We start from the raw sequence: 24,205 nt of genomic DNA, 5'->3' as shown, positions 1-24,205 counted from the left end.
CGCCACCCCGCACAGCCGCCCGACGGACGGGACCCCGCATGACCACCGAGACCAGCCCTTCCGACTCCGGTCGCGCCGGCTACGGAGCGGCCCGGGCCGCGCTGCTCGCCGGCCCGGGCCCGGCCGGCCGCGAACGCCGCGCCGCGCTCGCCCGGCTCACCGACGACTGGCTGGCGGGCCTGCTCGCGTCCGCCGGTGCCCCCGCCGGTGTCGCCCTGGTCGCCGTCGGCGGCTACGGGCGCGGCGAACTGTCCCCGCGCAGCGACCTCGACGTCCTCCTGCTGCACTCCGGCCGGATCGACCGGGAGCTGCCCGAGCGGATCTGGTACCCCGTGTGGGACTCGGGAGCCTCCCTCGACCACTCGGTGCGCACCGTCGCCGAGGCGCGGTCCGTCGCCGCCGCCGACCTCAAGGCACAGCTCGGCCTGCTGGACGCCCGCCACGTCGCCGGGGACGAGTCGCTCACCGCGGCCCTGCGCTCCGCCGTCCTCGGTGACTGGCGCGCCGGCGCCCCGGCCCGGCTGCCCGAACTGCGCGAGCTCGGCCGGGAGCGGGCCGAGCGGCACGGCGAGCTGTCCTTCCTGCTGGAGCCCGACCTCAAGGAGGCCCGGGGCGGCCTGCGCGACGTCGTCGCGCTCAACGCGGTCGCCGCGACCTGGCTCGCCGACGCCCCGCGCGACGGCCTCGACGCCGCCGCGCTGCGGCTGGCCGACGTCCGCGACGCGCTGCACCTGGCCACCGGCCGGGCCACCGAGCGGCTCAGCCTCCAGGACCAGGACCAGGTCGCCGAGCGGCTCGGCGTGCTGGACGCCGACGCACTGCTGCGCCAGGTCTACGAGGCCGCCCGGACCATCGCCTACGCGAGCGACGTCACCTGGCGGGCGGTGGACCGGGTGCTCGCCGCCCGGTCCGGCCGGGGCCGCCGGCCGGGGCGGCTGGCCTTCCCGTTCGGCGGCGCCGGGCGCGGTTCGGGCGCGGTGGCGCGCGGCGCGGTCGAGCGCCGACCGCTCGCCGAGGGCGTCGTCGAGCAGGACGGCGAGGCGGTGCTCGCACAGGGTGCCCGCCCGGCCGCCGACCCGGTGCTGCCGCTGCGCGCCGCGGCCGCGGCCGCGCAGAACGGGCTCACCGTCTCGTACGCGACGGTCCGCAGGCTCGCCGCCGAGTGCCGCCCGCTGCCGGTGCCCTGGCCGGACGAGGCGCGCGAGCAGCTGGTCACGCTGCTCGGCGCGGGCGAGGCGGCCGTGCCGGTGTGGGAGGCGCTGGAGGCCGAGGGCGTGGTCACCCGGCTGCTGCCGGACTGGGAGCGGGTCCGCTGTCGCCCCCAGCGCAACGCGGTGCACCGCTGGACGGTGGACCGCCACCTCGTCGAGACGGCGGTGCGGGCCGCCGCGATGACGCGCCGGGTGGCCCGGCCCGACCTGCTGCTGGTCGCCGCGCTGCTGCACGACATCGGCAAGGGCTGGCCCGGCGACCACAGCGAGGCCGGAGAGGTGATCGTCCGCGACGTCGCCGTCCGGATGGGCTTCGACCCCGAGGACACCGAGACCCTCGCGGTGCTGGTCCGCCACCACCTGACCCTGGTCGACACCGCCACCCGGCGGGACCCGGACGACCCGGCCACCGTCGAGGCGATCACCAAGGTGGTCACCACCCTGCCGCGCCTGGAACTGCTGCACGCGCTCACCGAGGCGGATGCGCTGGCCACCGGCCCGGCGGCGTGGAGCGGCTGGCGCGCCTCGCTGGTGGACGGCCTGGTGGCGCGGGCCGCCGCCCAGCTGTCCGGGGGACCGGCCGCGCCGACCGAGGCGGCACCCACGGCCGAGCAGGAGCGGCTCGCCGTCGAGGCCGCGCGCACCGACGCCCCGGCACTGACACTGCTGGCCCAGGCCGAGGCGGCCGAACCGGGCACCGAGCCGATGGGCGTCGAGCTGACGCTGGCCGTCCCGGACCGGCCGGGGCTGCTCGGCACGGTCGCCGGGGTGCTCGCGCTGCACCGGCTGACCGTCCGCTCGGCGGGACTGCGCGAGCTGGACCCGATCGGCGCGGGCCCGGTCCTGCTGCTCTCCTGGCGGGTCGCGGCCGAGTACGGCGAGCTGCCGGAGGCCACCCGGCTGCGCGCGGACCTGCGCCGGGCCCTGGACGGCTCGCTGGACGTCGCCCGCCGGCTCGCCGAGCGGGACGCGGCGGCCCCGCGGCGCCGGGGCATCCCGACCCCGCCGCCGCTGGTCACGGTCGCGCCCGCGGTGGCCTCGGCGACGGCGACCGTCCTGGAGGTCCGCGCGCACGACGCCCCCGGGCTGCTGCACCGGATCGGCCGGGCGCTGGACGAGGCCGGCGTCCGCGTGCGCACCGCGCACGTCTCCACGCTCGGCGCGGACGCCGTCGACTCCTTCTACCTGACCGACGGGGAGGGCCGCCCGCTGGCCGCCCAGCGGGCCGGGGAGGTGGCTGCGGCGGTCCGCGCGGCACTGGGCTGAAGGGGTCGCGGGCCCGCCGCGAACGGGCCGCGGGCCCGGTGTGCGCGGGGGTGGAGACCGTACCCGGGGCGGCCGGATACCCTTGGGAGCGACGACCGTACCGATACCGATGCCGCAGAGGACCCGCGACGACGTGTTCGACACCCTTTCCGATCGCCTCGCAGCGACGTTCAAGAACCTCCGTGGCAAGGGCCGCCTCAGCGAGGCGGACATCGACGCCACCGCCCGCGAGATCCGCATCGCGCTGCTGGAGGCGGACGTCGCGCTGCCGGTCGTCCGGGCCTTCATCAAGCAGGTCAAGGACCGGGCGCTCGGTGCCGAGGTCTCGGGCGCGCTGAACCCGGCGCAGCAGATCATCAAGATCGTCAACGAGGAGCTCATCGCGATCCTCGGCGGCGAGACCCGTCGGGTGCGGTTCGCGAAGAACGGCCCCACGGTGATCATGCTCGCCGGTCTGCAGGGTGCCGGTAAGACCACCCTCGCGGGCAAGCTCGGCCACTGGCTGAAGAAGCAGAAGCACACCCCGCTGCTGGTCGCCTGCGACCTCCAGCGCCCCAACGCGGTCAACCAGCTCCAGGTGGTCGCCGAGCGCGCCGGCGTGGCCTTCTACGGCCCGCAGCCGGGCAACGGCGTCGGCGACCCGGTGCAGGTGGCCAAGGACTCGATCGAGTACGCCAAGCAGAAGCAGTACGACGTCGTCGTCGTCGACACCGCCGGCCGCCTGGGCATCGACGCCGAGCTGATGCAGCAGGCCGCGGACATCCGCGCCGCGGTCGAGCCGGACGAGGTCCTGTTCGTCGTGGACGCGATGATCGGCCAGGACGCGGTCACCACCGCGCAGGCCTTCCTCGACGGCGTCGACTTCACCGGTGTCGTGCTCTCCAAGCTCGACGGCGACGCCCGCGGCGGTGCGGCCCTGTCGGTCGCGCACGTCACCGGCCGGCAGATCATGTTCGCCTCGAACGGCGAGAAGGTCGACGACTTCGACGCCTTCCACCCGGACCGGATGGCCTCGCGCATCCTCGGCATGGGTGACGTCCTCTCGCTGATCGAGAAGGCCGAGCAGACCTTCTCGCAGGCCGAGGCCGAGAAGATCGCCGCCAAGCTGCGCGGCGGCCCGAAGGCCTTCACGCTGGACGACTTCCTGTCCCAGCTGGAGCAGGTCCAGAAGATGGGCTCGATCTCCAAGCTGCTCGGGATGCTGCCCGGCATGGGCCAGATCCGCGAGCAGATCAACAACATCGACGACAAGGACGTCAACCGCGTCGGCGCGATCATCAAGTCGATGACGCCGGCCGAGCGTGCCGAGCCGGAGCTGATCAACGGCTCCCGCCGGGCCCGCATCGCCAAGGGTTCGGGTGTCCAGGTCGGCGAGGTCAAGAACCTGGTCGAGCGGTTCTTCGACGCCCGCAAGATGATGTCCGCGATGGCCTCCGGCAAGGGCATGCCCGGCATGCCGGGGATCCCGGGCATGGGCGGCGGCGCGAAGAAGTCCGCGAAGAAGGCCCCGCAGGCCAAGGGCAAGCGCAAGAGCGGCAACCCGCTCAAGCGCGCGCAGGAGGAGGCGGCCGCCGCCGAGCGGCGCGCGCTCGGCCCGGGCGGCGCCCAGGCCCCGGCCGACGGCGGGGCGTTCGGCCTCGGCGCGGGCAAGGGACCGGCCGACTTCGAGCTCCCCAAGGAGTTCAAGGACCTGCTGTAGGCCTCCGGGCGGTTCGACGCCCGTCGGCCAGCGTCGTCACCGATCGGCCCGCCGTCCGGATTATCCGGGCGGCGGGCCGATCGCGTGTCCGATGATGGTGGGGTGCGAGTGACGATCAGGGCCCCGCGGGCCGAGGACGAGGGTGCGTACGCCGAGGCGGTCCGACGGTCCGCCGAGCACGTCGGGCGGTGGAACCCGGTCGAGCCGGACGGGCTGCCCGACCTGCTGGAGCGCCAGGGGGCCGGCCTGCGGACCTTCCTGATCGTCGACCGCGAGACCGACGGGCTGGTCGGCAAGGTGAACGTGGCCAACATCGTGATGGGCCGCTTCTGCAACGCCTCCCTCGGCTACGACTCCTACCTGCCGTTCGCCGGCACCGGGCGGATGACCGAGGGCATGCGGCTGGTCGTGGACCGCTGCTTCGCCCCGCCGTCGGCCGGCGGGCTCGGGCTGCACCGGCTGGAGATCAACGTGCAGCCGGACAACGAGCGGTCGATCGCGCTGGCGAAGCGGCTGGGGTTCCGGCACGAGGGCTACACGCCGCGGATGCTGTTCCTGCAGGGCGCCTGGCGCGACCACGAGCGGTTCGCGATGACCGTCGAGGAATGGCCGGGCTCGGGCGCCTAGCGGGCGGTGGGGCGGCCCCGGTCGGGGCCGGCCCGGGGGCGGGCAGGGGCTGTCCCGGGGCCGCTCGGGGCGGGGCGGGGGTGCGGCGTTGCGGTTGGCCCACCCGAGCGTGCGTCCGTATCGTCCGAGAGGTGACCGAACCCGTCCCGCCGCGCCAGACCCCCGACCAGCCCTGGCGGTCGGAGGGCGCCCCACCCCCGCAGCCGCCCCGCCGCCGGATGCCCGGCGGCTGGATGGGCCTCATCCTCACCGCGCTCGTGGTGTTCCTGATCTCCGACGTGCTGCTGTCCTTCTTCGGCAACGAGGGCGCCACGACGATCTCGTACACCGAGTTCAACAACCAGCTGAACAAGGGCAACATCACCAAGATCTACTCCAAGGGCGACGCGATCGAGGGCACCCTCAAGTCCGCCCAGCCCCGGCCGGACGGTGCCAAGGGCGACTACACCGACTTCGCCACCCAGCGGCCCTCCTTCGCCAACGACAACCTCTGGGCCACGCTCCAGCAGCAGGGCATCGAGGTCACCGCCACCTCGCCGGTCGTCCAGCAGCGCAGCTTCCTCTCCAACCTGCTGCTCTCGCTGGCCCCGATGCTGCTGCTGGTCTTCGTCTGGGTGCTGCTCGCCCGCCGGATGTCCGGCGGCCTCGGCACCGGGCCGCTCGGCCGCAAGGCGCCGCCCAAACCGGTGGTCGCGGAGGAGGGCAGGCGCACCACCTTCGCCGACGTGGCCGGCATCGACGAGGTCGAGGCCGAACTCGCCGAGGTCGTCGACTTCCTGAAGAACCCGCAGCGGTACCGCATGATGGGCGCCAAGATGCCGCGCGGCGTGCTGCTGAGCGGCCCGCCCGGCACCGGCAAGACGCTGCTCGCCCGAGCCGTCGCGGGCGAGGCCGATGTGCCGTTCTTCTCCGCCTCCGCCTCCGAGTTCATCGAGATGATCGTCGGCGTCGGCGCCAGCCGCGTCCGCGAACTCTTCGCCGAGGCGCGCAAGGTGGCCCCGGCGATCGTCTTCATCGACGAGATCGACACCATCGGCCGCCAGCGCGGCGGGAGCGGCGGCCTCGGCGGCCACGACGAGCGCGAGCAGACGCTCAACCAGATCCTCACCGAGATGGACGGCTTCACCGGCTCCGAGGGCGTCATCGTGATCGCCGCGACCAACCGCGCCGACGTGCTCGACCCCGCGCTGCTGCGCCCCGGCCGCTTCGACCGGCGGATCACCGTCAGTCCGCCGGACCGCGAGGGGCGCGCCGCCATCCTCGCCATCCACGCCCGGACCGTCCCGCTGGCCGGCGACGCCGACCTCACCCGGCTGGCCAAGGTCACCCCGGGGATGACCGGCGCCGAGCTCGCCAACCTCGTCAACGAGGCCGCCCTGCTGGCCGTCAAGCGCAAGCAGGACGCCGTCAACGAGCGGGACCTCTCGGACGCGCTGGAGAAGGTCCAGCTCGGCGCCGTCCGGCCGCTGGTGATGCCGCAGGAGGAGCGCGAGCGCACGGCGTACCACGAGAGCGGGCACGCGCTGCTGGGGATGCTCCAGCCCGGTGCCGACCCGGTCCGCAAGATCACCATCGTGCCCCGCGGCCGGGCGCTCGGCGTCACGCTCTCCACGCCCGAGAACGACCGCTACTCGTACACCGAGCCCTACCTGCGCGGCCGGATCATCGGCGCGCTCGGCGGGATGGCGGCCGAGCAGGTCGTCTACGGGGTCATCACCACGGGCGCGGAGAGCGATCTGGAGCAGGTCACCAACATCGCCCGGGGGATGGCCGGCCGCTGGGGCATGAGCGAGCGGGTCGGGCGGCTCACCGCCGTGCCCGCCGACCCGCAGGGGGCGTACGGGCTCTCCGCCGCCCCGACCACGCTCGACGCCGTCGACGAGGAGGCCCGGCGGATCGTCGCCGAGTGCTACGAGGACGCGGTGCGGATCCTGACCGAGCAGCGGACCCGGCTCGACGCGCTGGCGGCGGCTCTGCTGGAGGCGGAGACACTGGACGAGGCGCAGGCCTACCGGGCCGCCGGGGTGCCGCGGGAGGCGGCCGAGGACGGGGACGGGGACGGGGACGCCTCGTAGGACGGCGGTGCGCCGCGGGCTGTTCGGGGAAGCGCGGGCAGAAGGCCGGGGGCGCTCGCCATGGCGGCGGGCGCCCCCGGTTTCGTCTGTCTCGGGGTGTGCCCCCGGTCCGCCGGGTCCGCCGGGTCCGCCGGGTCCGGCGTGCCTGCGTGTGCCGGGCCACGTGTGCCGGGCCACGTGTGCCGCGCCGCGTGTGCCGCGCCGCGTGTGCCGCGGTGCCCGGTTCAGCGGTGACGCTCGGCGATCAGGTAGCGGAACACGTTCTCCATCCGGACCGACCCGTCGGCGCGCAGGTAGGGCTGCAGCGCCTCCTCCAGCTCCTTGGCGACCAGCGCGCCGCCGGAGAACTCCTCGGCGGCCTCGAACAGCCCGGTGGAGAGCAGGCCGCGCACCGCGCTGTCCAGGTCCGGATAGGCGAACGGGCAGCTCACCCGGCCGCTGCCGGCGGGACGCAGGCCGGCCGCGGCGATCAGGTCCTCCAGGGCGCCCGGCGCGCTCAGCTCGAACGGGTCGCGCGCGGCGGTGCGGCCGGCCATCCGCCGGGCCACGTCCAGCACCGCGGCGCTCTCGCAGCGCTCCTGCGGCCCCCAGGTGGCCAGCACCACGTGCCCGCCGGGCAGCGTGAGCCGGGCGGCCTCGGCGACCACCGCGCGCGGTTCGGCGCTCGCCGGGAGCTGTTCGAAAACGGTCACCAGCGAATGGGCCGAGCGGGGGAGCGCGGTGGCCGGGCGGGCCCCCGCGCACACCCGCAGCCGGCGGTCCCGCGCGAGCTCGCGCAGCTCGTCCCGCGGTTCCTGGCCGGCGACCTGGGCACCCCGGCCGGCCGCCAGCAGGAGCGCCAGCCCGGAGCGGCAGCCCAGGCCCAGCACGCTGCTCGCCGGGCCGACCTCCAGCCGGTCGTAGACCGCCTCGTACAGCGGTACCAGCATGCGTTCCTGGATCTCGGCCCAGTCGCGCGCCCGCGCGGGCCACGCGCCCCCCGCGTGGTGGTGGTGCGGTCGTGCGCCCGCTGGTCGTTCGGTCGTGCCGGTCGTCCGAGCTGAAGCCATCGCGGCCTCCCATCCGGTCCTTCGGTGTGCTGCTACGGCTCCCCCAAAGTCCCGCCCCACTCCAGCGAACAGCGGCTCGGGCGCGGCGTCCAGAGGGGTGCAGGGTGGTGCGCGCGTGTCGCGGTCGTGCGCCCCCTGCTGTCGGCGGGGGTCGTGCCGCGGGCGTGGCCCGTCCGTCCCGTGGTCCTCCCGCGGCCGTGTCCCGTTCCGTCCCGTGGCCGTGCGTGGTCGTCCCGTGGCCGGGTGGCCGTCCGCCGCGGGTGTGATACCGATTCGAAGTCAGGGGGCCGCTCCCCGTACCATTCGGGCCATGGCTAAGGCACCCGTTCTCACCCCTCAGGCGGAAGACTTCCCGCGCTGGTACCAGGACCTCATCAACAAGGCCGAGCTGGCCGACAACGGTCCGGTGCGCGGCACCATGGTCATCCGACCGTACGGCTACGGCCTGTGGGAGCGGATGCAGCAGGAGATGGACGCCCGGATCAAGAAGGCCGGCGCGCAGAACGCCTACTTCCCGATGTTCATCCCGCAGTCGTACCTGACCAAGGAGGCCGAGCACGTCGAGGGCTTCGCCCCCGAGCTCGCGGTGGTCACCCACGGCGGCGGCAAGCAGCTGGAGGAGCCGGTCGTCGTCCGACCGACCTCCGAGACGATCATCAACGAGTACTTCTCCAAGTGGGTGCAGAGCCACCGCGACCTGCCCCTGCTGATCAACCAGTGGGCCAACGTGGTCCGTTGGGAGCTGCGCCCGCGCGTCTTCCTGCGCACCACCGAGTTCCTCTGGCAGGAGGGCCACACCGCCCACGCCACCTACGAGGACGCCCGCGCGTACGCGTCGATGATCCACACGCAGGTCTACGGCGACTTCATGACCAACGTGCTCGGCATCGACGTCGTGCTCGGCCGCAAGACCGCCAAGGAGCGCTTCGCCGGCGCCATCAACACCCTCACCCTCGAGGGCATGATGGGCGACGGCAAGGCCCTGCAGATGGGCACCAGCCACGAGCTGGGCCAGAACTTCGCCAAGGCGTTCAACACCACCTACCAGCTCCAGGGCGCCGAGCGCGAGTACGTCTGGCAGACCTCCTGGGGCGTCTCGACCCGCATGGTCGGCGGCCTGATCATGTCCCACGGCGACGACAACGGCCTGCGCGTCCCGCCGCGCCTGGCCGCCGTCCAGGCCGTCGTCCTCGCCATCAAGGGCGACGACGCCGTCCTCGCCAAGGTCCGCGAGATCGGCGCCCGCCTGGAGGCCGCCGGCGTCCGCGTGGTCGTCGACGACCGCACCGACACCCCGTTCGGCCGCCGCGCCGTCGACTGGGAGCTCAAGGGCGTTCCGGTCCGCATCGAGGTCGGCCCGCGCGACCTGGAGAACGGCACCGCGATGCTGGTCCGCCGCATCGCGGGCGGCAAGGAGCCGGTCTCGATCGACGCCCTGGCCGAGCTGCTCCCGGGCGTCCTGGAGGAGGACCAGGCGCTCCTGCTGCGCCAGTCCCGCGAGCGCCGCGAGTCGCGCACCGTCGACGTCAAGACCCTCGACGAGGCCGTCGAGGCCGCCGCCACCGGCTGGGGCCGGATGTCCTGGGCCGAGCTCGGCCCGGAGGGCGAGGCCAAGCTGGCCGAGCAGGGCGTCTCGGTGCGCTGCATCGTCGCCGCCGACGGCTCGGTGCCGCAGACGGACGACCAGGAAGGCAATATCGCGATCGTCGCGCGTGCGTACTGATCCCGACCATCGGCACGACCGGCGGTGGGTAATGACCGTTACCGGCAACATTTGCCCGGAATGCGGGTGGTAAGAATCCGGTAACTCTCACCGACGGCTCCGGACTCGCAACATCCCTACTGGCCGGTCAACTGCCGGTATTAACGGAATAGCGGTACGGTGTACGGCCCGTGGCCCTGTCAACTTCGACAGGACCACGGGCCGTACGTCCTGGGTGCGACAGCCCGCCCCCCGGACGGAATTCACCAGGCCCGCCGAGCTGTGCGGGCCGAAACCGGCAGGGGGTTGGTCTTGCGTCAGATCCGGAACGCGCAATTCGCGCGCGACCATGCATTCCTGGGAGTTCCCTGGGAATTCCCGGAGAACGGGAACAGGCGGAACATCGGCTCGCACTCCATCGTTGGTCTAGCGTGAGCACGACACAGCCCCTCGTCCTCGCGGCCGAACTGGCCGCCGCCTGGAGTGACATCCAGGCCTACCACCAGGACCTCCCGGACCTGGCCTCGCCCGAGGCCCTGATCGGCGAGTCCTCCTCGGCCTGTGGCACGCGGCTCGGTTTCGAGCGGCTCCTCCACGAGGCTGCCCATGGTCTGGCCGCGGCCCGGGACATCCGGGACACCTCGCGGGCCGGCCGCTACCACAACCGGCGCTTCCTGATGCTCGCCTCCGAGCTCGGTCTGGCGCACCCGGTGGAGCCGCACGCAAGCAGCGGGTTCTCCCAGGTGACCATGCTCAAGGAGACGCAGGAGCGGTACGCCGAGACCATCGAACGCCTGGACCGCGCCCTGGGTGCGCACCAGGAGGCGGTGGCCGGCGACGGCGCCACGCGTGCCTTCCGCGGGCCGGCCGCCCGGCACGGTTCCTCCGGGGGCGGCGTGCGGGTCAAGGCGGTCTGCGGCTGCGGGCGGAACGTCCGGGTCGTGCCGTCGGTGCTCGCGCAGGCGTCCATCGTCTGCGGTGCGTGCCAGCAGCCCTTCAAGATCGCCTGATCCTGTCGGGTTCGACGGTTCCGGTAGTTCCGGCGGTTCCGGTAGTTCCAACCATTTCAGCAATTTCAGCAATCTCGACGAGGTTCGACGAGTTCGGCACGTTCGACGAGTTCGACAAGCGCGTTCGAGAAGTTAGGCAAGGCAGGGCCCATCGGGCTCACGTGACCGGTTCGGGGTCGCGTGACCGGGTGGCAGGACCCGGTGGTCGGCTGTGCGGGCAGCGGAACCGGCGGGTGTGATCGGAAGACTCGTGGACGGAATCAGTGGACTCGACCGGGAGCGGGGGCTCCCGGTCCGGTCCGGCCCCACGAGGTGGATCCGGGGGCCGGCCGCTCCGGCTCCGGCCCCGCGGACGGGGGCCCGGGAGGCCCGGTCCAGGCGGTTCGCGCCGGTATGGCAGAATGGACAGCTGAGTACTCGGCAGCCGAGCAGGACCCCTCTCTCCTACGGCTGGCGTGTCCCTTGAACGGTCCGCACCGCAACCCCACGCGATGACGCGACCGCTCACCCACGTCAACACCAGGAGAATCCACTCCCGTGGCAGTCAAGATCAAGCTCAAGCGTCTCGGCAAGATTCGCTCCCCGCACTACCGCATCGTCGTCGCCGACGCCCGCACCAAGCGTGACGGTCGCGCGATCGAGGAGATCGGCATCTACCAGCCGACCTACAACCCCTCGAAGATCGAGGTCGACAGCGACCGCGCCCAGTACTGGCTGTCCGTCGGCGCCCAGCCGACCGAGCCGGTCCTCGCCATCCTCAAGCTGACCGGCGACTGGCAGAAGTTCAAGGGCCTGCCGGCCCCGGCGCCGCTCAAGGTCGCCGAGCCCAAGGTCGAGGACTTCTCGCACCTGTTCGCGAAGGCCGTCGCCGGCTTCGAGGACGCCACCACCGGTGTCGCCATCACCCCGAAGGCCAAGAAGTCGGACAAGGCCGAGGCTGAGGCCGACGCCGCCGCCGAGGCCTGATCGTGATCGAGGACGCCCTCGACCACCTGGTGAAGGGCATCGTCGAGCACCCCGACGAGGTGCAGGTGCGCTCGCGCAACCTGCGTCGGGGGAACACCATCGAGGTGCGTGTGCACCCCGATGACCTCGGCAAGGTGATCGGCCGGGGCGGCCGCACGGCGCGCGCTCTGCGCACCGTGGTCGGCGCCCTCGGCGGTCGCAACGTCCGGGTCGACCTGGTCGACGTGGACAACATCCGCTGACGCAGCTGCCCGTGCAGCCGTCAGGGCTTGGGGCCGACCGGGACGCATGGCGTCCCGGTCGGCCTTTTTCGCATCCGGCCAGCACGTCCCTGCCCCGCGGGGGCGCGGACGTGGCCGACTTCCCGTCCAGCTCAGGAACTCCAGGAGAACGATCACCGTGCAGCTCGTCGTCGGCAGGATCGGCCGCGCCCACGGCATCAGGGGGGACGTCAGCGTCGAGGTCCGCACCGACGAGCCGGAACTCCGGCTCGGGCCGGGGGCCGTCGTGCTCACCGACCCCGCGTCGGCCGGCCCGCTGACCGTCGAGTCCGGCCGGGTGCACAGCGGGCGGCTGCTGCTGCGCTTCGCCGGCGTCAAGGACCGCAACGCGGCGGAGGCGCTCCGTGGCACCCTGCTGATCTCCGAGGTCGATCCGGACGAGAGCCCCGAGGACCCGGAGGAGTACTACGACCACCAGCTGATCGGGCTGGACGTGGTGCTCTCCGACGGCACCCCGGTCGGCGAGCTCACCGAGGTCGTCCACCTGCCGTATCAGGACCTGCTCACGGTGAAGAAGGCCGACGGGACGGAGGTGCTGGTGCCCTTCGTCAGCCAGATCGTGCCGACCATCGACCTGGAGAACCAGCGCGCCGTGATCACCCCGCCGGCCGGTCTCATCGACCCGGAGCGGGCCGAGGTGGCGGGCAGTGCTGCCGCCGAGGCCCCGGAGGGCGCTGCTGAGGGCGCCCAGGAGGACTCCCCGGACGGCGCCGACGGTGACTCGCAGGGCGGCGAGAAGTGACGGCGACCGAGGGCGTCCAGACCGGGATGCGGATCGACGTCGTTTCGATCTTCCCGGAGTACCTGGAACCCCTGAACATCTCGCTCGTCGGCAAGGCCCGTGCCCGCGGCCAGCTGGACGTGCACGTCCACGACCTGCGGGACTGGACGTACGACGTCCACCGGACGGTCGACGACAGCCCGTACGGCGGCGGCCCCGGCATGGTGATGAAGCCCGAGCCGTGGGGCGAGGCCCTGGACGCGGTGGTCGCCGCCGGGCCCGAGGGGCAGGTGCCGACGCTGGTGGTGCCCACCCCGAGCGGGCGCCCGTTCACCCAGGAGCTCGCCCAGGAACTGGCCGGCCGCCCCTGGCTGGCCTTCACTCCCGCCCGGTACGAGGGCATCGACCGGCGGGTGATCGAGGAGGCGGCCACCCGGATGCCGGTGGTCGAAGCCTCGATCGGTGACTACGTGCTGGCCGGCGGCGAGGTCGCCGTGCTCGTGATGGTCGAGGCGATCGCCCGGCTGCTGCCGGGGGTGCTCGGCAACGCCGAGTCCCACCGGGACGACTCCTTCGCTCCCGGCGCGATGGCCGACCTCCTGGAGGGCCCGGTGTACACCAAGCCCGCCGAGTGGCGCGGCCGGACCGTGCCCGAGGTGCTGCTCAGTGGCAACCACGGCCGCATCGCCCGCTGGCGCCGGGACGAGGCCTTCGCCCGTACGCTGGCGAACCGTCCCGACCTGGTGGAGCGGTGGCAGTACGGCGCCTTCGACAAGAAGGACCGGGCGGCGCTCTCCGTCCTCGGCCTGGCCTGGGACGAGACGCTCGGCCGATTTCGGTCCGTGGCCGAGGGTGTGGAAGAATAGGCCGCTGCTGTCTGTCGCTGGACCCCTCCCGTAGGGGTCACGTGGACCGGCGCCCCCGCCACGGGGGGATCGCCGCCAGCCGATGCGGCCCGCAGCAGACCCCATTGCGACGAACTTCCGTGGGCGGCCCGTGGCGCCTGCGATGGAGAGCAACATGAGCAACAAGCTCGCTGCTGTCGACGCGGCCTCGCTGCGTAGCGACATCCCGGCCTTCCGCGCCGGTGACACCCTGAAGGTCCACGTCCGGGTCATCGAGGGCAACCGCTCCCGTGTCCAGGTCTTCCAGGGCGTCGTCATCCGCCGCCACGGTGCGGGCGTCGGTGAGACCTTCACCGTCCGCAAGGTCAGCTTCAACGTCGGCGTGGAGCGCACCTTCCCGGTGCACACCCCGGTCGTCGAGAAGATCGAGGTCGTGACCCGCGGTGCGGTTCGCCGCGCCAAGCTGTACTACCTGCGTGACCTCCGCGGCAAGGCCGCGAAGATCAAGGAGAAGCGCGACCGCTGATCCACCGGCCCCCGGCCTCGCCGGGGGATCGGAGCGCTCCCGGGGGCGCGGCTGCCGCACGGTAAGCTCAGCCCCCGATGAGCACGCACGAACCACCCGCGGACCGCGACGGCAGTCCCGCACCCTCCGGTGCGGACTCGCCGCCGCGGTCCGCGGCCGTTTCCGCCGCCACTGCGGTTGCTCCCACGGCGGTTTCCGCGGACGTGGTGGACGACGTGGCCGATGGCGGTGGGGTCGCCGACGGCGGGGGCGATGGCAAGACCGATGGCGAGCCCGACGGCACGACCGATGGCGAGGCCGATCGCGAGGCCGATGGCAAGACCGACGGCGAGGCCGACGGCGGGGAGGCCGCGGACGGCGAGGAGCCGGGGCGGTCGCGCTCGCGCGACCTCCTGCTGCTGGCCGGCATCTGCCTGTCCGCGCTGCTCCTGGTGAACGCCTTCGTCGCGCGGCCGTTCACCGTGCCGTCCGGGTCGATGGAGGACACCCTTCGCCCCGGCGACCGGCTGATCGCGAACCAGCTCGCCTACGCCTTCGGCGACCACCCCAGGCGGGGCGACGTCGTGGTCTTCGACGGGACGGGCTCCTTCCTTCCGGAGCCGGACCGGCCGGCCGGCTTCCGGGACGGGTTGCGCTCGCTCGGCCGGGACCTCGGGCTGGCCCCGGCCGGCAACACGGTGTACGTCAAGCGGGTGATCGGTGTCGGCGGCGACCGCGTGACCAGCACCGGGCCCGGCGGGCGGATCACCGTCAACGGTGTGCCGATCGACGAATCCTCCTACCTCGCCCCGGGCGACGAACCGTCCGGCGTGGCCTTCGACGTGGTGGTGCCGGCCGGCAAGCTGTGGGTGATGGGTGACCACCGCAGGGCCTCCCGGGACTCCCGCGACCACCTCGGCGAGCCCGGCGGCGGGTTCGTGCCGGAGAGCAGGGTGATCGGCCGGGCGGACTGGGTGGTCTTCCCGATCGCGCGCTGGAACAGCCTGGACCGGCCCGCGGCCTTCGCCGCGACAGCGGGGACGGGTGGTCATGGGGACCAGAGGTAGGGGCCGACTGGCCGACCACCCCGCCGAGGTGGCGGGGGAGGGCGCCGCGGGTGCCGACGGAGTCGTTCCGGTCCGCGGCCGGGCCGATCGACGCCGCACGGCGCAGCGCGCGGCCCGGCGGCGCAAGCGCTCGCTGCTGCGGGAGTTCCCGCTGATCGTCCTGGTGGCCCTGCTGGTGGCGCTGGTGATGAAGACCTTCATGATCCAGGTCTTCGTGATCCCCTCGGGGTCGATGGAGCAGACCATCCAGGTCGGGGACCGGGTACTGGTGGACAAGTTCACCCCCTGGTTCGGCAACGAGCCGTCGCGCGGAGACGTCGTGGTGTTCAAGGACCCCGGCGGCTGGCTGGAGAACGATCACAAGCCGTCCGACGACGGTCCGATCCTGGGCGGGGCCAAGCAGGTCCTCACTTTCGTCGGGCTGCTGCCGTCCGACAGCGAGCAGGATCTGATCAAGCGGGTCATCGGCGTGGGCGGGGACACCGTGGAGTGCTGCGACGCGCAGGGCCGGTTGAGCGTCAACGGCACGCCGGTGGACGAGCCGTACCTCTCGCCCGGGAACCCGCCGTCCAGGCAGCCCTTCAAGGTGAAGGTGCCCCAGGGTCGGCTCTGGGTCATGGGCGACCACCGGGACGTGTCCGCCGACTCCCGCTTCCACATGGGGAATCCGGGCCAGGGCACGATCCCGCTGAGTGGTGTGGTCGGCCGGGCCTTCGTGATCGCCTGGCCGCTGGACCGCTTCCATCAACTTGACGAGCCGAGTTCACTCTCCTCTCTGGCGCGTGCTCCGCAGGCCGCCGGAACTGTGCCGAATTCCGTGCCCGTTGGGCCGGTTCCGATGGAACCTCCGCTCGTTATGGGTGTGTTGGGCATCCTTCCGCTTGCCGTTCGCAGGCCGGAGGGGCCTGCGCGGTAGGCCACGCCGGCCGCCGACCCACCGGGTCGCGCGCGTGGGATCGCGAGCCGGATGCCTTGGAGTGATAGAGAAGTGCAGGCGCGGCCGGGACGTCCCGGCTGAGCGTCGAGGCTGTGCTGGTGTCAGGGGCGTCCGTGGTGGGCAGCCCTGAGGCGTTCATGGTCGTAGTGAGCGTGGTGCCCGCTGTGCGGCACTCCGAGCGCGGGCGCGTGGGCGTCCGCACAGCAGGGAGGAGACGTTGTGGGGGATTTGGTGATCGGCGCCCGCTCAGGCGCCGGAGAGCCCGAGGGCTCCGGCAGCCGGGCGGACCGGTCCGCCGAGTCCGCAGCGCCGTCGGCCTCGGTCGAGGACGCGGCGGCCCATTCCGCCGACGAGCCGGGCGACGGGACGGACGGTACCCCGGGCGAGCTCCGGAGTGGGGCCGGGCCGGCGGACGAGTCGGAAGGCAAGGTGTCCGACAAGGACAAGAAGCCGCGATCGTTCTGGAAGGAACTGCCGATCCTGATCGGCATCGCGCTGGTCCTGGCGCTGGTGATCAAGACCTTCTTCGTCCAGGCCTTCTCCATTCCGTCGGAGTCGATGCAGAACACGCTGCAGGTCGGTGACCGCGTCCTGGTGGACAAGCTGACCCCCTGGTTCGGGGCCGAGCCCGAGCGCGGCGAGGTCGTGGTGTTCCACGACCCGGGCGGCTGGCTGAACGACGAGCCCGTCCAGCAGAGCAGCAACTCCTTCCTCCGGGGGGTGCAGGACGTCCTCAGCTTCGTCGGCCTGATGCCCTCGGCCAATGAGAAGGACCTGATCAAGCGGGTCATCGCGATCGGCGGCGACACCGTCGAGTGCGAGAGCGGCGGTCCGGTCAAGGTGAACGGCGTCGCCCTCAACGAGCCGTACATCTTCCCGGGCAACAACCCCTGCAGCCGGAGCTTCGGGCCGCTGAAGGTGCCGCCGGGCCGGATCTGGGTGATGGGCGACCACCGCGACGACTCGCTGGACTCCCGCTTCCACATGGACCAGCCGGGCGGCGGGACGGTTCCGGTGGACGACGTGATCGGGCGCGCCTTCGTGGTGGCCTGGCCGATCGACCACTGGGCGACGCTGCCGGTGCCGAGCACTTTCGACCAGAAGGGCCTGGCGGCGGGCGTGCCGTTGGTGCCGCCGGTGGCCGGCGCGGCGGGAGCGGTGGCGCTGCTCCCACTGGTGCGCCGGGTGCGGAACCGGTCGGACCACAGGAAGGGCTCCTGAGCCCCGGCAGCTCCTCCCAAGCTCTTGCGCGGGCCGTGGTACCGACGAGTAATCTGCTCGGACGTGCCACGGCCCGACGGGTTTTCCGCCTGTGCCTCCGGCGCACCCGGGGCGTGCTCCGGCAGGTCAGAGCTGGACGGTGTCGATGAGCAGTGCCGTGGAACAGACCGCCGACCGGACGGTGACGCCCACCCGGCCGCGCCACCGGGCGGCCGCCGTGATCCAGGGCGTCCTGATCGGGCTCGGCCTCGTGCTGCTGGTCGGCGGCTTCGCCGTGATCGCGGTCGGCTACCGGCCCTACAACATCCCCTCGGGCTCGATGTCCCCCACGCTGGAGGTCGGGGACACGGTGCTTGCCCGGAAGACCGACGGCGGCTCCGTCGGCCGGGGTGACGTCGTGGTCTTCAAGGACCAGGCCTGGGGCGGCGAGCTCATGGTCAAGCGGGTCGTCGCGGTGGGCGGGGACACCGTGGCCTCCGCCGAGGACGGCCGCGGACTGACGGTGAACGGCACCCCCGTCACCGAGCCCTACCTCGCGGCGCAGGGTCCGCAGGGCGCGGCCTTCAGCGTCACGGTGCCGCAGGGGCGGATCTTCCTGCTCGGCGACAACCGGATGGTCTCGCTCGACTCCCGCACCCACGTGGCGGTCGACGGCGGGACCGTCGCGGCCGACGCCGTCGAGGCCCGGGTGGAGGCGACGGTGATGCCGTTCGGCCGGATGGGTGGGTTCACCCGGACCACGGCCTTCGACGGCCTCGCCGGTCCGCGGGCCGCTCAGCCCGGCCCGCTGGTCCCGGCGGCCGTGGCCACCGTCGCCGGCGCGGCGCTGATCGTCGTGACCTCGGCGGTCGGCGGCGTGGCCGGTCTGGCCCGCCGGTTCCGTCGGGGGCGCGCATCCTGAGCGCGGCCGCCGCCGGCTGCCGGGCCGCTCTGTCGAACATCGCCCCGGACGGACGCGTCGGGTGGCAGGATCGGTACCACCACCGGTGCGGATGGAAGGGGCGTGAAGAGCTGCCATGACGGTGCGGCGTCGCCAGGCCGCGCGGATCCTCCTGCTGGACGGGCTGGACCGCGTCCTCCTCTTCCTGGGCTCGGACCCGGCGGTGCCGGACGTGACCTGGTGGTTCACCCCGGGAGGCGGTTTGGAACCCGGGGAGGACGTGCGCGACGCCGCCGCGCGGGAGCTCGTGGAGGAAACCGGTTTGCGGGGCGTGGAGCTGGGGCCCTTGGTGGGGTACGGCACGGTGTCGTTCTCCTTCCGGGGACAGCGCTACGAGCAGGAGCAGTGGTTCCACCTGGCCCGGACCGAGGCGACCGGCCTCGACCGCTCGGGCACGGGCGACGAGGAACACGCCGAGTTGCTCGCGGCACGCTGGTGGACGCTTGAGGAGCTGAGGCGGACCGCCGAGACGGTCTACCCGGCCGGACTGGCCGACTTTCTGGAGCGGCTGCTGGTACAGGGCCCGCCGGTCGTTCCGGTACGGCTCTGAGCGTGGGTGCGGTGGTCCACAATGGGTGGACGTGACAAGTTGAGGGGACGCCTGGATGAGTGCCGAAGATCTCGAGAAGTACGAGACCGAGATGGAGCTCAAGCTCTACCGGGAGTACCGGGACGTCGTCGGCCTGTTCAAGTACGTGATCGAGACCGAGCGACGTTTCTACCTCACCAACGACTACGAGCTGCAGGTGCACTCGGTCCAGGGCGAGGTCTTCTTCGAGGTGTCGATGGCGGATGCGTGGGTCTGGGACATGTACCGGCCGGCCCGGTTCGTCCGCAAGGTCCGGGTGCTGACCTTCAAGGACGTGAACATCGAGGAACTCGCGAAGAGCGATCTGGAGCTGCCCTCGGACGACGCCGGCTTCGGGAACTGACGTTGGACCGCCCGGTCCCGCGTTGTCCAGGGGAATTTCGCGCAATCGGGGATTCTCACTCCTGCGGGTGACGGAAGTTATCCACAGGCGCGAGTTGTCCACAGGAAAAGGGAAATACCGGGTCCCGTCGAGCACAGCGGTGCAACCTCCACGGCGGAGGTGGTCACCGTGCAGAACACGACCGTGCAGAACCCGACCGCGCAGGGCGCGATCACCCGGCAGGCCCGCCAGGGCGGGCCGGACAGGCCGAGCAAGACCAGCCTCGGCCGCTACGGCGAGCGGGTCGCCGCCCGCCGCCTCGCGGAGGACGGGCTCCGCATCCTGGACCGCAACTGGCGCTGCGCCGAGGGCGAGCTGGACATCGTCGCCCTCGACGGCGACACCGTGGCGGTCTGCGAGGTGAAGACCCGCTCCGAGCGGGGCTTCCAGCAGCCGACCGAGGCCATCGACCAGGCCAAGGCGGCCCGACTGCAGCGGCTGGCCGAGCGGTGGCTGGCCGAGCGCTGGCCCGGGCACTTCGCGCAGCTGGCCGGGCCCGGGTACGACCCCGGGCCGGCGGATCCGCAGTGGCCGCCCGTCCCGCCGGGCGGGGTGCGGATCGACCTGGTCGCGGTCATCAACCGGTCCCGGGGCGCCGCCTCGGTGGACCACCTGCGGGGGGTGGTCTGAGATGGCCTTCGCCCGTACCTGTTCCGTCGCGCTGGTCGGCGTCGACGGGGTGATCGTCGAGGTCCAGGCCGATCTGGAGCCCGGGGTGGCCGCGTTCACCCTGGTCGGCCTGCCCGACAAGGCGCTGTCAGAGGCCCGCGACCGGGTGCGCGCGGCCGTCGTGAACAGCGGTGAGGCGTGGCCGCAGCGCAAGCTGACCGTCGGCCTCAGCCCCGCCTCCGTGCCCAAGAGCGGCAGTGGCTTCGACCTCGCGGTGGCCTGCGCCGTACTGGCCGCCGCCGAGCGGCTCGACCCTTCGGCCATCGCCGACCTGCTGATCATCGGCGAACTGGGGCTGGACGGCCGGGTGCGGCCCGTCCGCGGAGTGCTGCCCTCGGTGCTGGCCGCCACCGATGCCGGGTACGAGCGGGTCGTCGTCGCCGAGCAGACGGCGGCCGAGGCCTCGCTCGTCCCCGGGGCGAAGGTGATCGGGGTCCGCAGCCTGCGCCAACTGATCGCCGTCCTCACCGGTGCGCCCGCGCCGGAGGAGCCGCCCGATCCGATCGCGGGCCGCCCCGATCCCGTGATGGCCGGGCTCATGCTGCCGAGCGCGGGCGTGCGGGGCCTGCCCGACGACAAGGCGGCCCGCCTCGACATGGCTGACGTGGCCGGTCAGTACGAGGCCCGGCGGGCCCTGGAGATCGCCGCCGCCGGGGGACACCACCTGTATCTGAAGGGGCCGCCCGGGGCCGGCAAGACGATGCTGGCCGAGCGGCTGCCCTCGCTGCTCCCGCCGCTCACGCAGAAGGAGGCGCTGGAGGTCACCGCGGTGCACTCGGTGGCGGGCCTGCTCCCGGCGGGCCGTCCACTGATCGACCGCGCCCCGTACTGCTCCCCGCACCACTCGACCACGATGCCGGCGATCGTGGGTGGCGGCAGCGGCCTGCCCAGACCGGGTGCGGTGTCGCTGGCTCACCGGGGGGTCCTGTTCCTGGACGAGGCACCGGAGTTCCCCGTCCGGGTGCTCGACGCGCTGCGGCAGCCGCTGGAGTCGGGCGAGGTGGTGATCGCGCGCTCGGCCGGATCGCTCCGGCTCCCGGCCCGGTTCCTGCTCTGCCTCGCGGCCAATCCCTGTCCGTGCGGCCGGCACTCACGGCGTGGCGAGGGGTGCGAGTGCACCCCGGCGATGGTGAGCCGCTACCAGGGGCGGCTGTCGGGGCCGTTGCTCGACCGGGTGGACCTCCAGGTCCAGGTCGCCCCGGTGACCAGGGTCGAGCTGATGGAGCGGGACACCACGGCGGAGACCACCGAGATCATCGCGGCCCGGGTGCTGGCCGCGCGGGAGCGGGCGGCCGCCCGGCTGGCCAGCACGCCCTGGCGGGTCAACGCCGAGGTCCCGGGGCACGAACTGCGGACGCGCTGGCAGCTCGCCCCCGGCGCGCTGAACGACGCCGCACGGCAGTTGGAACGCGGGCTGCTCACCGCCCGGGGGCTGGACCGGGTGCTCCGGGTCGCCTGGACGGTCGCGGACCTCGCTGGCCGGGACCGACCGGACGAACGGGACGTGCGGACGGCGCTGGTCCTGCGCACCGGCGTGGAGCAGGGCCTTCCGCTCACCGGACGCGCCCTCGAGCGCCCCGGGGGCGTCCCCGCCCAGCGGAGCGGTCCGGGAAGACGCCCAACCCGAGGAGCGCGCGACGAGTACCCGGCGGACGAGGACGGTGTCGCATGAACCGGATGACGGCGGATCCTCGACAGCCGCCGCCGACGGCCGCACAGCCCGAGCCGGAGCGGCTCGCCCGAGTGCTGCTCAGTCGGCTGAGCGAGCCCGGGGACGCGGTGGTCGGTCGGTGGCTCCGCCAGCTCGCCGCCACCGAGGTGGTCCAGGCGATCCGGGAGGGCGCCGTGCCCGACCATCCCGGGCTCGACGGGCCCCGCCTGGCCGGCTACCAGGCCAGACTCCCCGGTCTGGATCCGGCCGAGGACCTGGAACGGGTGCGAGCCTGCGGTGGACGCTTCATCATTCCGGGGGACACGGAATGGCCCAGCCAGCTCGACGACCTGGGCGACGGGCGGCCGGTCGGGCTCTGGACGACGGGCACCGGGTCGCTGCGCCTGCTGGCCCTCCGCTCGGTGGCGGTGGTGGGGTCCCGGGCCTGCACGGCGTACGGCGCACACGTCGCGGGGGAGCTGTCGGCCCAACTCGCCGAACGGGGCTGGGTGGTGGTCTCCGGAGCCGCCTACGGGATCGACGCCGCCGCCCACCGCGGGGCCCTGGCGGTGGGCGGGCTGACCGTCGCTGTCCTCGCCTGTGGGGTCGATGTCGCGTATCCCAAGGGCAACGCCGAACTGATTCGGCGGATCGGGGCCCAAGGGCTCCTGGTCAGCGAACTCCCGCCTGGGGAGCACCCGAACCGCTTCCGCTTCGTGCTGCGCAACCGGGTCATCGCGGCCCTCACCCGGGGCACCGTGGTGGTGGAGGCGGCCGTGCGCAGCGGGGCGCTGAGCACGGCCAGACGGGCGCGGGACCTCAACCGGCACACCATGGGCGTGGCCGGGCCGGTCACCTCCGAGCTCTCGGCGGGCGTGCACGCCCTGATCCGCAGCGGCGGCGCCACGCTGGTCACCGACGCGGCGGAGGTGACGGAATTGATCGGTGCGATCGGGGACGACCTCGCGCCGACGCGGACCGGACCGGTCCTGCCGCGGGACCTGCTGGAGCCGCCCGTCGCACGGGTGCTGGAGGCCGTGCCGGCGACGGCCGAGGGCGCGCCGGTCGAGTGGCTGGCCCGTCAGTCGGGGTTGCCGCCGGACGAAGTGCTCCAGCGGCTCTACGAGTTGGGGTCGCTCGGCTTCGTGGAACGGCACGGCGCGCACTGGCGAATCGTGCGGAGGAGGTGACCGCGGGGAGAGGCGAACAGCTGCGCTGATGGGAGCTGCGAGAAGGAGTGACGGGAGATCGGGTGGTTGACCTGCCGAACCGGTTCGTCCTCTGCGGGTGCCCGGATCCGATAACGAGAACGCCACCGGATCGAGGGACGACCGAGTGGCGGTAGCGCATTGCAGCGAGTCGGTCACGCTACGCTCCACATGCCTTCCCTATCAGCACATGACTCGGCAGAACGGCGCAGACCAACGCATGCCCACACACATTCCCGGACACAGAGTGACCGGTGGCGCCCGGTCCTCGGGAGGACCGCGCACCGAGCGGCGCCCCGTGACCGAGTACCCGCCCAAGGCGACGGGGGCGATGGGGAGCCTGTCACGGCAGGGCGGCCGGCCGGCGTCGGTGCCCGGCCAGCCCGCCGATGCCGTCGGTCCCGACACGGCCGGCCCCGATGTCGTCGGTTCCGACGCGGTCGACGGTGCCGACGCCGGTACCGGCGGTGGCGAGGTCGCGGCCGGTACGGGCACGTGGTTCGGGGCGCCCGCCGACGGCCCGACCGGGGCGCGTGCCGCCACGGAGGCGCCCGAGGCGGTGCCACCACCGGCGCCCCCGCCCGGACCGGGACGCCAGGCTCCGCCCCCGCCTCCAGCGCTGCCCCCGATGCAGGGTCCGTCCCCGACGCACGCTCCGTCCTCGACCCAAGCTCCGACCCGGTCCCCAGCAGCGCCCCCGACGCCAGCTCCACCCCCGAACGCGTTGGCGCCTTCGCCCCGCCGGGGGCCGGAGGCAGGCGGCCCCGCGCGCAGTGCGCTGGAGGAACTCTGGCGCTCCTACAAGGAGACCGGTGACCAGCGGCTGCGGGAGCAGCTGATCCTCCACTACTCACCGCTCGTCAAGTACGTGGCGGGCCGGGTCGGGGTGGGTCTGCCCTCCAACGTCGAGCAGGCCGACTTCGTCTCCTCGGGGGTATTCGGGCTGATCGACGCGATCGAGAAGTTCGACATCGACCGGGCCATCAAGTTCGAGACCTATGCGATCAGCCGCATCCGCGGGGCGATCATCGACGAACTGAGGGCGCTGGACTGGATCCCGCGCTCGGTGCGGCAGAAGGCCAAGGCGGTCGAGCGGACGTACGCGACGCTGGAGGCCCGGCTGCGCCGGACCCCGCACGAGCCCGAGGTCGCGGCCGAGATGGGCATTGCGATCGAGGACCTGCACGCCATCTTCAGCCAGCTGTCGCTCGCCAACGTCGTGGCGCTCGACGAACTGCTGCACCCCGTGGGGGAGGGCGGGGACCGGTTGAGCCTGATGGAGACCCTGGAGGACCACGGCGCCGACAACCCCGTCGAGGTGGCCGAGGACCGGGAGCTGCGGAGGCTGCTGGCCCAAGCGGTCAACACCCTCCCGGAGCGGGAGAAGACGGTGGTGACGCTCTACTACTACGAGGGCCTGACCCTCGCCGAGATCGGTCAGGTCCTCGGGGTGACGGAGAGCCGGGTGAGCCAGATCCACACCAAGTCCGTCCTGCAGCTGCGCGCCAAGCTCTCGGACGTCCGGTAGTGCGTGCGGTCGGTCGCTCGGGCGTGCGGTTCCGGCCGGGCGGCCCGAGGTTTGCG

21 protein-coding genes and 1 pseudogene are annotated in these 24,205 nt (G+C 73.1%); 21 read left to right on the top strand and 1 reads right to left on the bottom strand.

The window, feature by feature from the left end; all coding sequences use genetic code 11:
• Nucleotides 1–38 precede the first annotated feature (38 nt).
• From AB0C76_RS25030 to ftsH, 4 genes are all read left to right on the top strand, one after another.
• The gene (locus AB0C76_RS25030) at nt 39–2,477 is read left to right on the top strand and encodes a [protein-PII] uridylyltransferase (protein WP_359969524.1); all 2,439 of its coding nucleotides are present in this window, start codon (nt 39–41) and stop codon (nt 2,475–2,477) included.
• Between the two features lie 109 nt (nt 2,478–2,586).
• Nucleotides 2,587–4,176 carry a signal recognition particle protein gene (ffh, locus tag AB0C76_RS25025; protein ID WP_359969521.1) on the top strand — a complete coding sequence of 530 codons (1,590 nt, stop codon included), beginning with the start codon at nt 2,587–2,589 and terminating at the stop codon, nt 4,174–4,176.
• Between the two features lie 102 nt (nt 4,177–4,278).
• The gene (locus tag AB0C76_RS25020) at nt 4,279–4,803 is read left to right on the top strand and encodes a GNAT family protein (protein ID WP_359969518.1); all 525 of its coding nucleotides are present in this window, start codon (nt 4,279–4,281) and stop codon (nt 4,801–4,803) included.
• A gap of 131 nt (nt 4,804–4,934) precedes the next feature.
• Nucleotides 4,935–6,878, top strand: coding sequence for an ATP-dependent zinc metalloprotease FtsH (ftsH, locus tag AB0C76_RS25015; RefSeq protein ID WP_359969516.1), 1,944 nt, complete (start codon nt 4,935–4,937; stop codon nt 6,876–6,878).
• 224 nt (nt 6,879–7,102) lie between these two features.
• Here the strand turns inward: ftsH and AB0C76_RS25010 are convergent, their stop codons facing one another.
• On the bottom strand, nt 7,103–7,927 hold the full coding sequence (locus tag AB0C76_RS25010; RefSeq protein WP_359969514.1) for a methyltransferase domain-containing protein: 825 nt from the start codon (nt 7,925–7,927) through the stop codon (nt 7,103–7,105).
• Nucleotides 7,928–8,237: 310 nt separating this feature from the next.
• Here AB0C76_RS25010 and proS point away from each other — a divergent pair, with 310 nt between their 5' ends.
• The 17 genes and pseudogenes from proS to whiG form a co-directional block, all read left to right on the top strand.
• Complete coding sequence (proS, locus tag AB0C76_RS25005) at nt 8,238–9,650, top strand: proline--tRNA ligase (RefSeq protein ID WP_359969511.1); 1,413 nt, start codon at nt 8,238–8,240, stop codon at nt 9,648–9,650.
• Nucleotides 9,651–10,060: 410 nt separating this feature from the next.
• Nucleotides 10,061–10,639 carry a hypothetical protein gene (locus AB0C76_RS25000; protein WP_049650398.1) on the top strand — a complete coding sequence of 193 codons (579 nt, stop codon included), beginning with the start codon at nt 10,061–10,063 and terminating at the stop codon, nt 10,637–10,639.
• A 537-nt stretch (nt 10,640–11,176) separates the two neighbouring features.
• On the top strand, nt 11,177–11,605 hold the full coding sequence (gene rpsP / locus AB0C76_RS24995; RefSeq protein WP_045700219.1) for a 30S ribosomal protein S16: 429 nt from the start codon (nt 11,177–11,179) through the stop codon (nt 11,603–11,605).
• Between the two features lie 2 nt (nt 11,606–11,607).
• Nucleotides 11,608–11,847, top strand: coding sequence for an RNA-binding protein (locus AB0C76_RS24990; protein WP_030056773.1), 240 nt, complete (start codon nt 11,608–11,610; stop codon nt 11,845–11,847).
• 157 nt (nt 11,848–12,004) lie between these two features.
• Nucleotides 12,005–12,628, top strand: a complete 624-nt coding sequence (gene rimM, locus AB0C76_RS24985) for a ribosome maturation factor RimM (protein WP_359969508.1) — start codon at nt 12,005–12,007, stop codon at nt 12,626–12,628.
• Nucleotides 12,629–12,654: 26 nt separating this feature from the next.
• On the top strand, nt 12,655–13,473 hold the full coding sequence (trmD, locus tag AB0C76_RS24980) for a tRNA (guanosine(37)-N1)-methyltransferase TrmD (RefSeq protein ID WP_359969627.1): 819 nt from the start codon (nt 12,655–12,657) through the stop codon (nt 13,471–13,473).
• Between the two features lie 154 nt (nt 13,474–13,627).
• On the top strand, nt 13,628–13,978 hold the full coding sequence (gene rplS, locus AB0C76_RS24975; RefSeq protein WP_063347674.1) for a 50S ribosomal protein L19: 351 nt from the start codon (nt 13,628–13,630) through the stop codon (nt 13,976–13,978).
• A 215-nt stretch (nt 13,979–14,193) separates the two neighbouring features.
• Nucleotides 14,194–15,024, top strand: coding sequence for a signal peptidase I (gene lepB / locus AB0C76_RS24970; protein WP_359969505.1), 831 nt, complete (start codon nt 14,194–14,196; stop codon nt 15,022–15,024).
• Between the two features lie 28 nt (nt 15,025–15,052).
• Nucleotides 15,053–15,940 carry a signal peptidase I gene (gene lepB / locus AB0C76_RS24965; RefSeq protein WP_359969502.1) on the top strand — a complete coding sequence of 296 codons (888 nt, stop codon included), beginning with the start codon at nt 15,053–15,055 and terminating at the stop codon, nt 15,938–15,940.
• Nucleotides 15,941–16,180: 240 nt separating this feature from the next.
• Complete coding sequence (gene lepB, locus AB0C76_RS24960) at nt 16,181–17,182, top strand: signal peptidase I (RefSeq protein WP_359969499.1); 1,002 nt, start codon at nt 16,181–16,183, stop codon at nt 17,180–17,182.
• Nucleotides 17,183–17,327: 145 nt separating this feature from the next.
• Nucleotides 17,328–18,083, top strand: coding sequence for a signal peptidase I (gene lepB, locus AB0C76_RS24955; protein WP_359969496.1), 756 nt, complete (start codon nt 17,328–17,330; stop codon nt 18,081–18,083).
• A 115-nt stretch (nt 18,084–18,198) separates the two neighbouring features.
• Nucleotides 18,199–18,672, top strand: coding sequence for an NUDIX domain-containing protein (locus tag AB0C76_RS24950; RefSeq protein WP_359969493.1), 474 nt, complete (start codon nt 18,199–18,201; stop codon nt 18,670–18,672).
• Nucleotides 18,673–18,727: 55 nt separating this feature from the next.
• Nucleotides 18,728–19,054 carry a DUF2469 domain-containing protein gene (locus tag AB0C76_RS24945; protein WP_329929696.1) on the top strand — a complete coding sequence of 109 codons (327 nt, stop codon included), beginning with the start codon at nt 18,728–18,730 and terminating at the stop codon, nt 19,052–19,054.
• 210 nt (nt 19,055–19,264) lie between these two features.
• Nucleotides 19,265–19,723: a YraN family protein gene (locus AB0C76_RS24940; RefSeq protein ID WP_359969624.1), complete on the top strand. Its 459-nt coding sequence runs from the start codon at nt 19,265–19,267 to the stop codon at nt 19,721–19,723.
• 1 nt (nt 19,724) lies between these two features.
• Nucleotides 19,725–21,434 (top strand): YifB family Mg chelatase-like AAA ATPase, encoded by a 1,710-nt coding sequence (locus AB0C76_RS24935; protein ID WP_359969490.1) that lies wholly within the window; start codon nt 19,725–19,727, stop codon nt 21,432–21,434.
• The gene (gene dprA, locus AB0C76_RS24930; protein WP_359969487.1) at nt 21,431–22,603 is read left to right on the top strand and encodes a DNA-processing protein DprA; all 1,173 of its coding nucleotides are present in this window, start codon (nt 21,431–21,433) and stop codon (nt 22,601–22,603) included. The genes AB0C76_RS24935 and dprA overlap by 4 nt, the downstream gene beginning before the upstream one ends.
• 781 nt (nt 22,604–23,384) lie before the next feature.
• A pseudogene (whiG, locus tag AB0C76_RS24925) lies at nt 23,385–24,149 on the top strand (RNA polymerase sigma factor WhiG); the annotation flags it as partial.
• Between the last annotated feature and the right edge of the window lie 56 nt (nt 24,150–24,205).

The organism is Kitasatospora sp. NPDC048722, assembly GCF_040650235.1.
Taxonomy (GTDB): Bacteria; Actinomycetota; Actinomycetes; order Streptomycetales; family Streptomycetaceae; genus Kitasatospora.
Note: the sequence above shows the minus strand (reverse complement) of the source record. Positions and strands in the feature narration are given on the sequence as shown.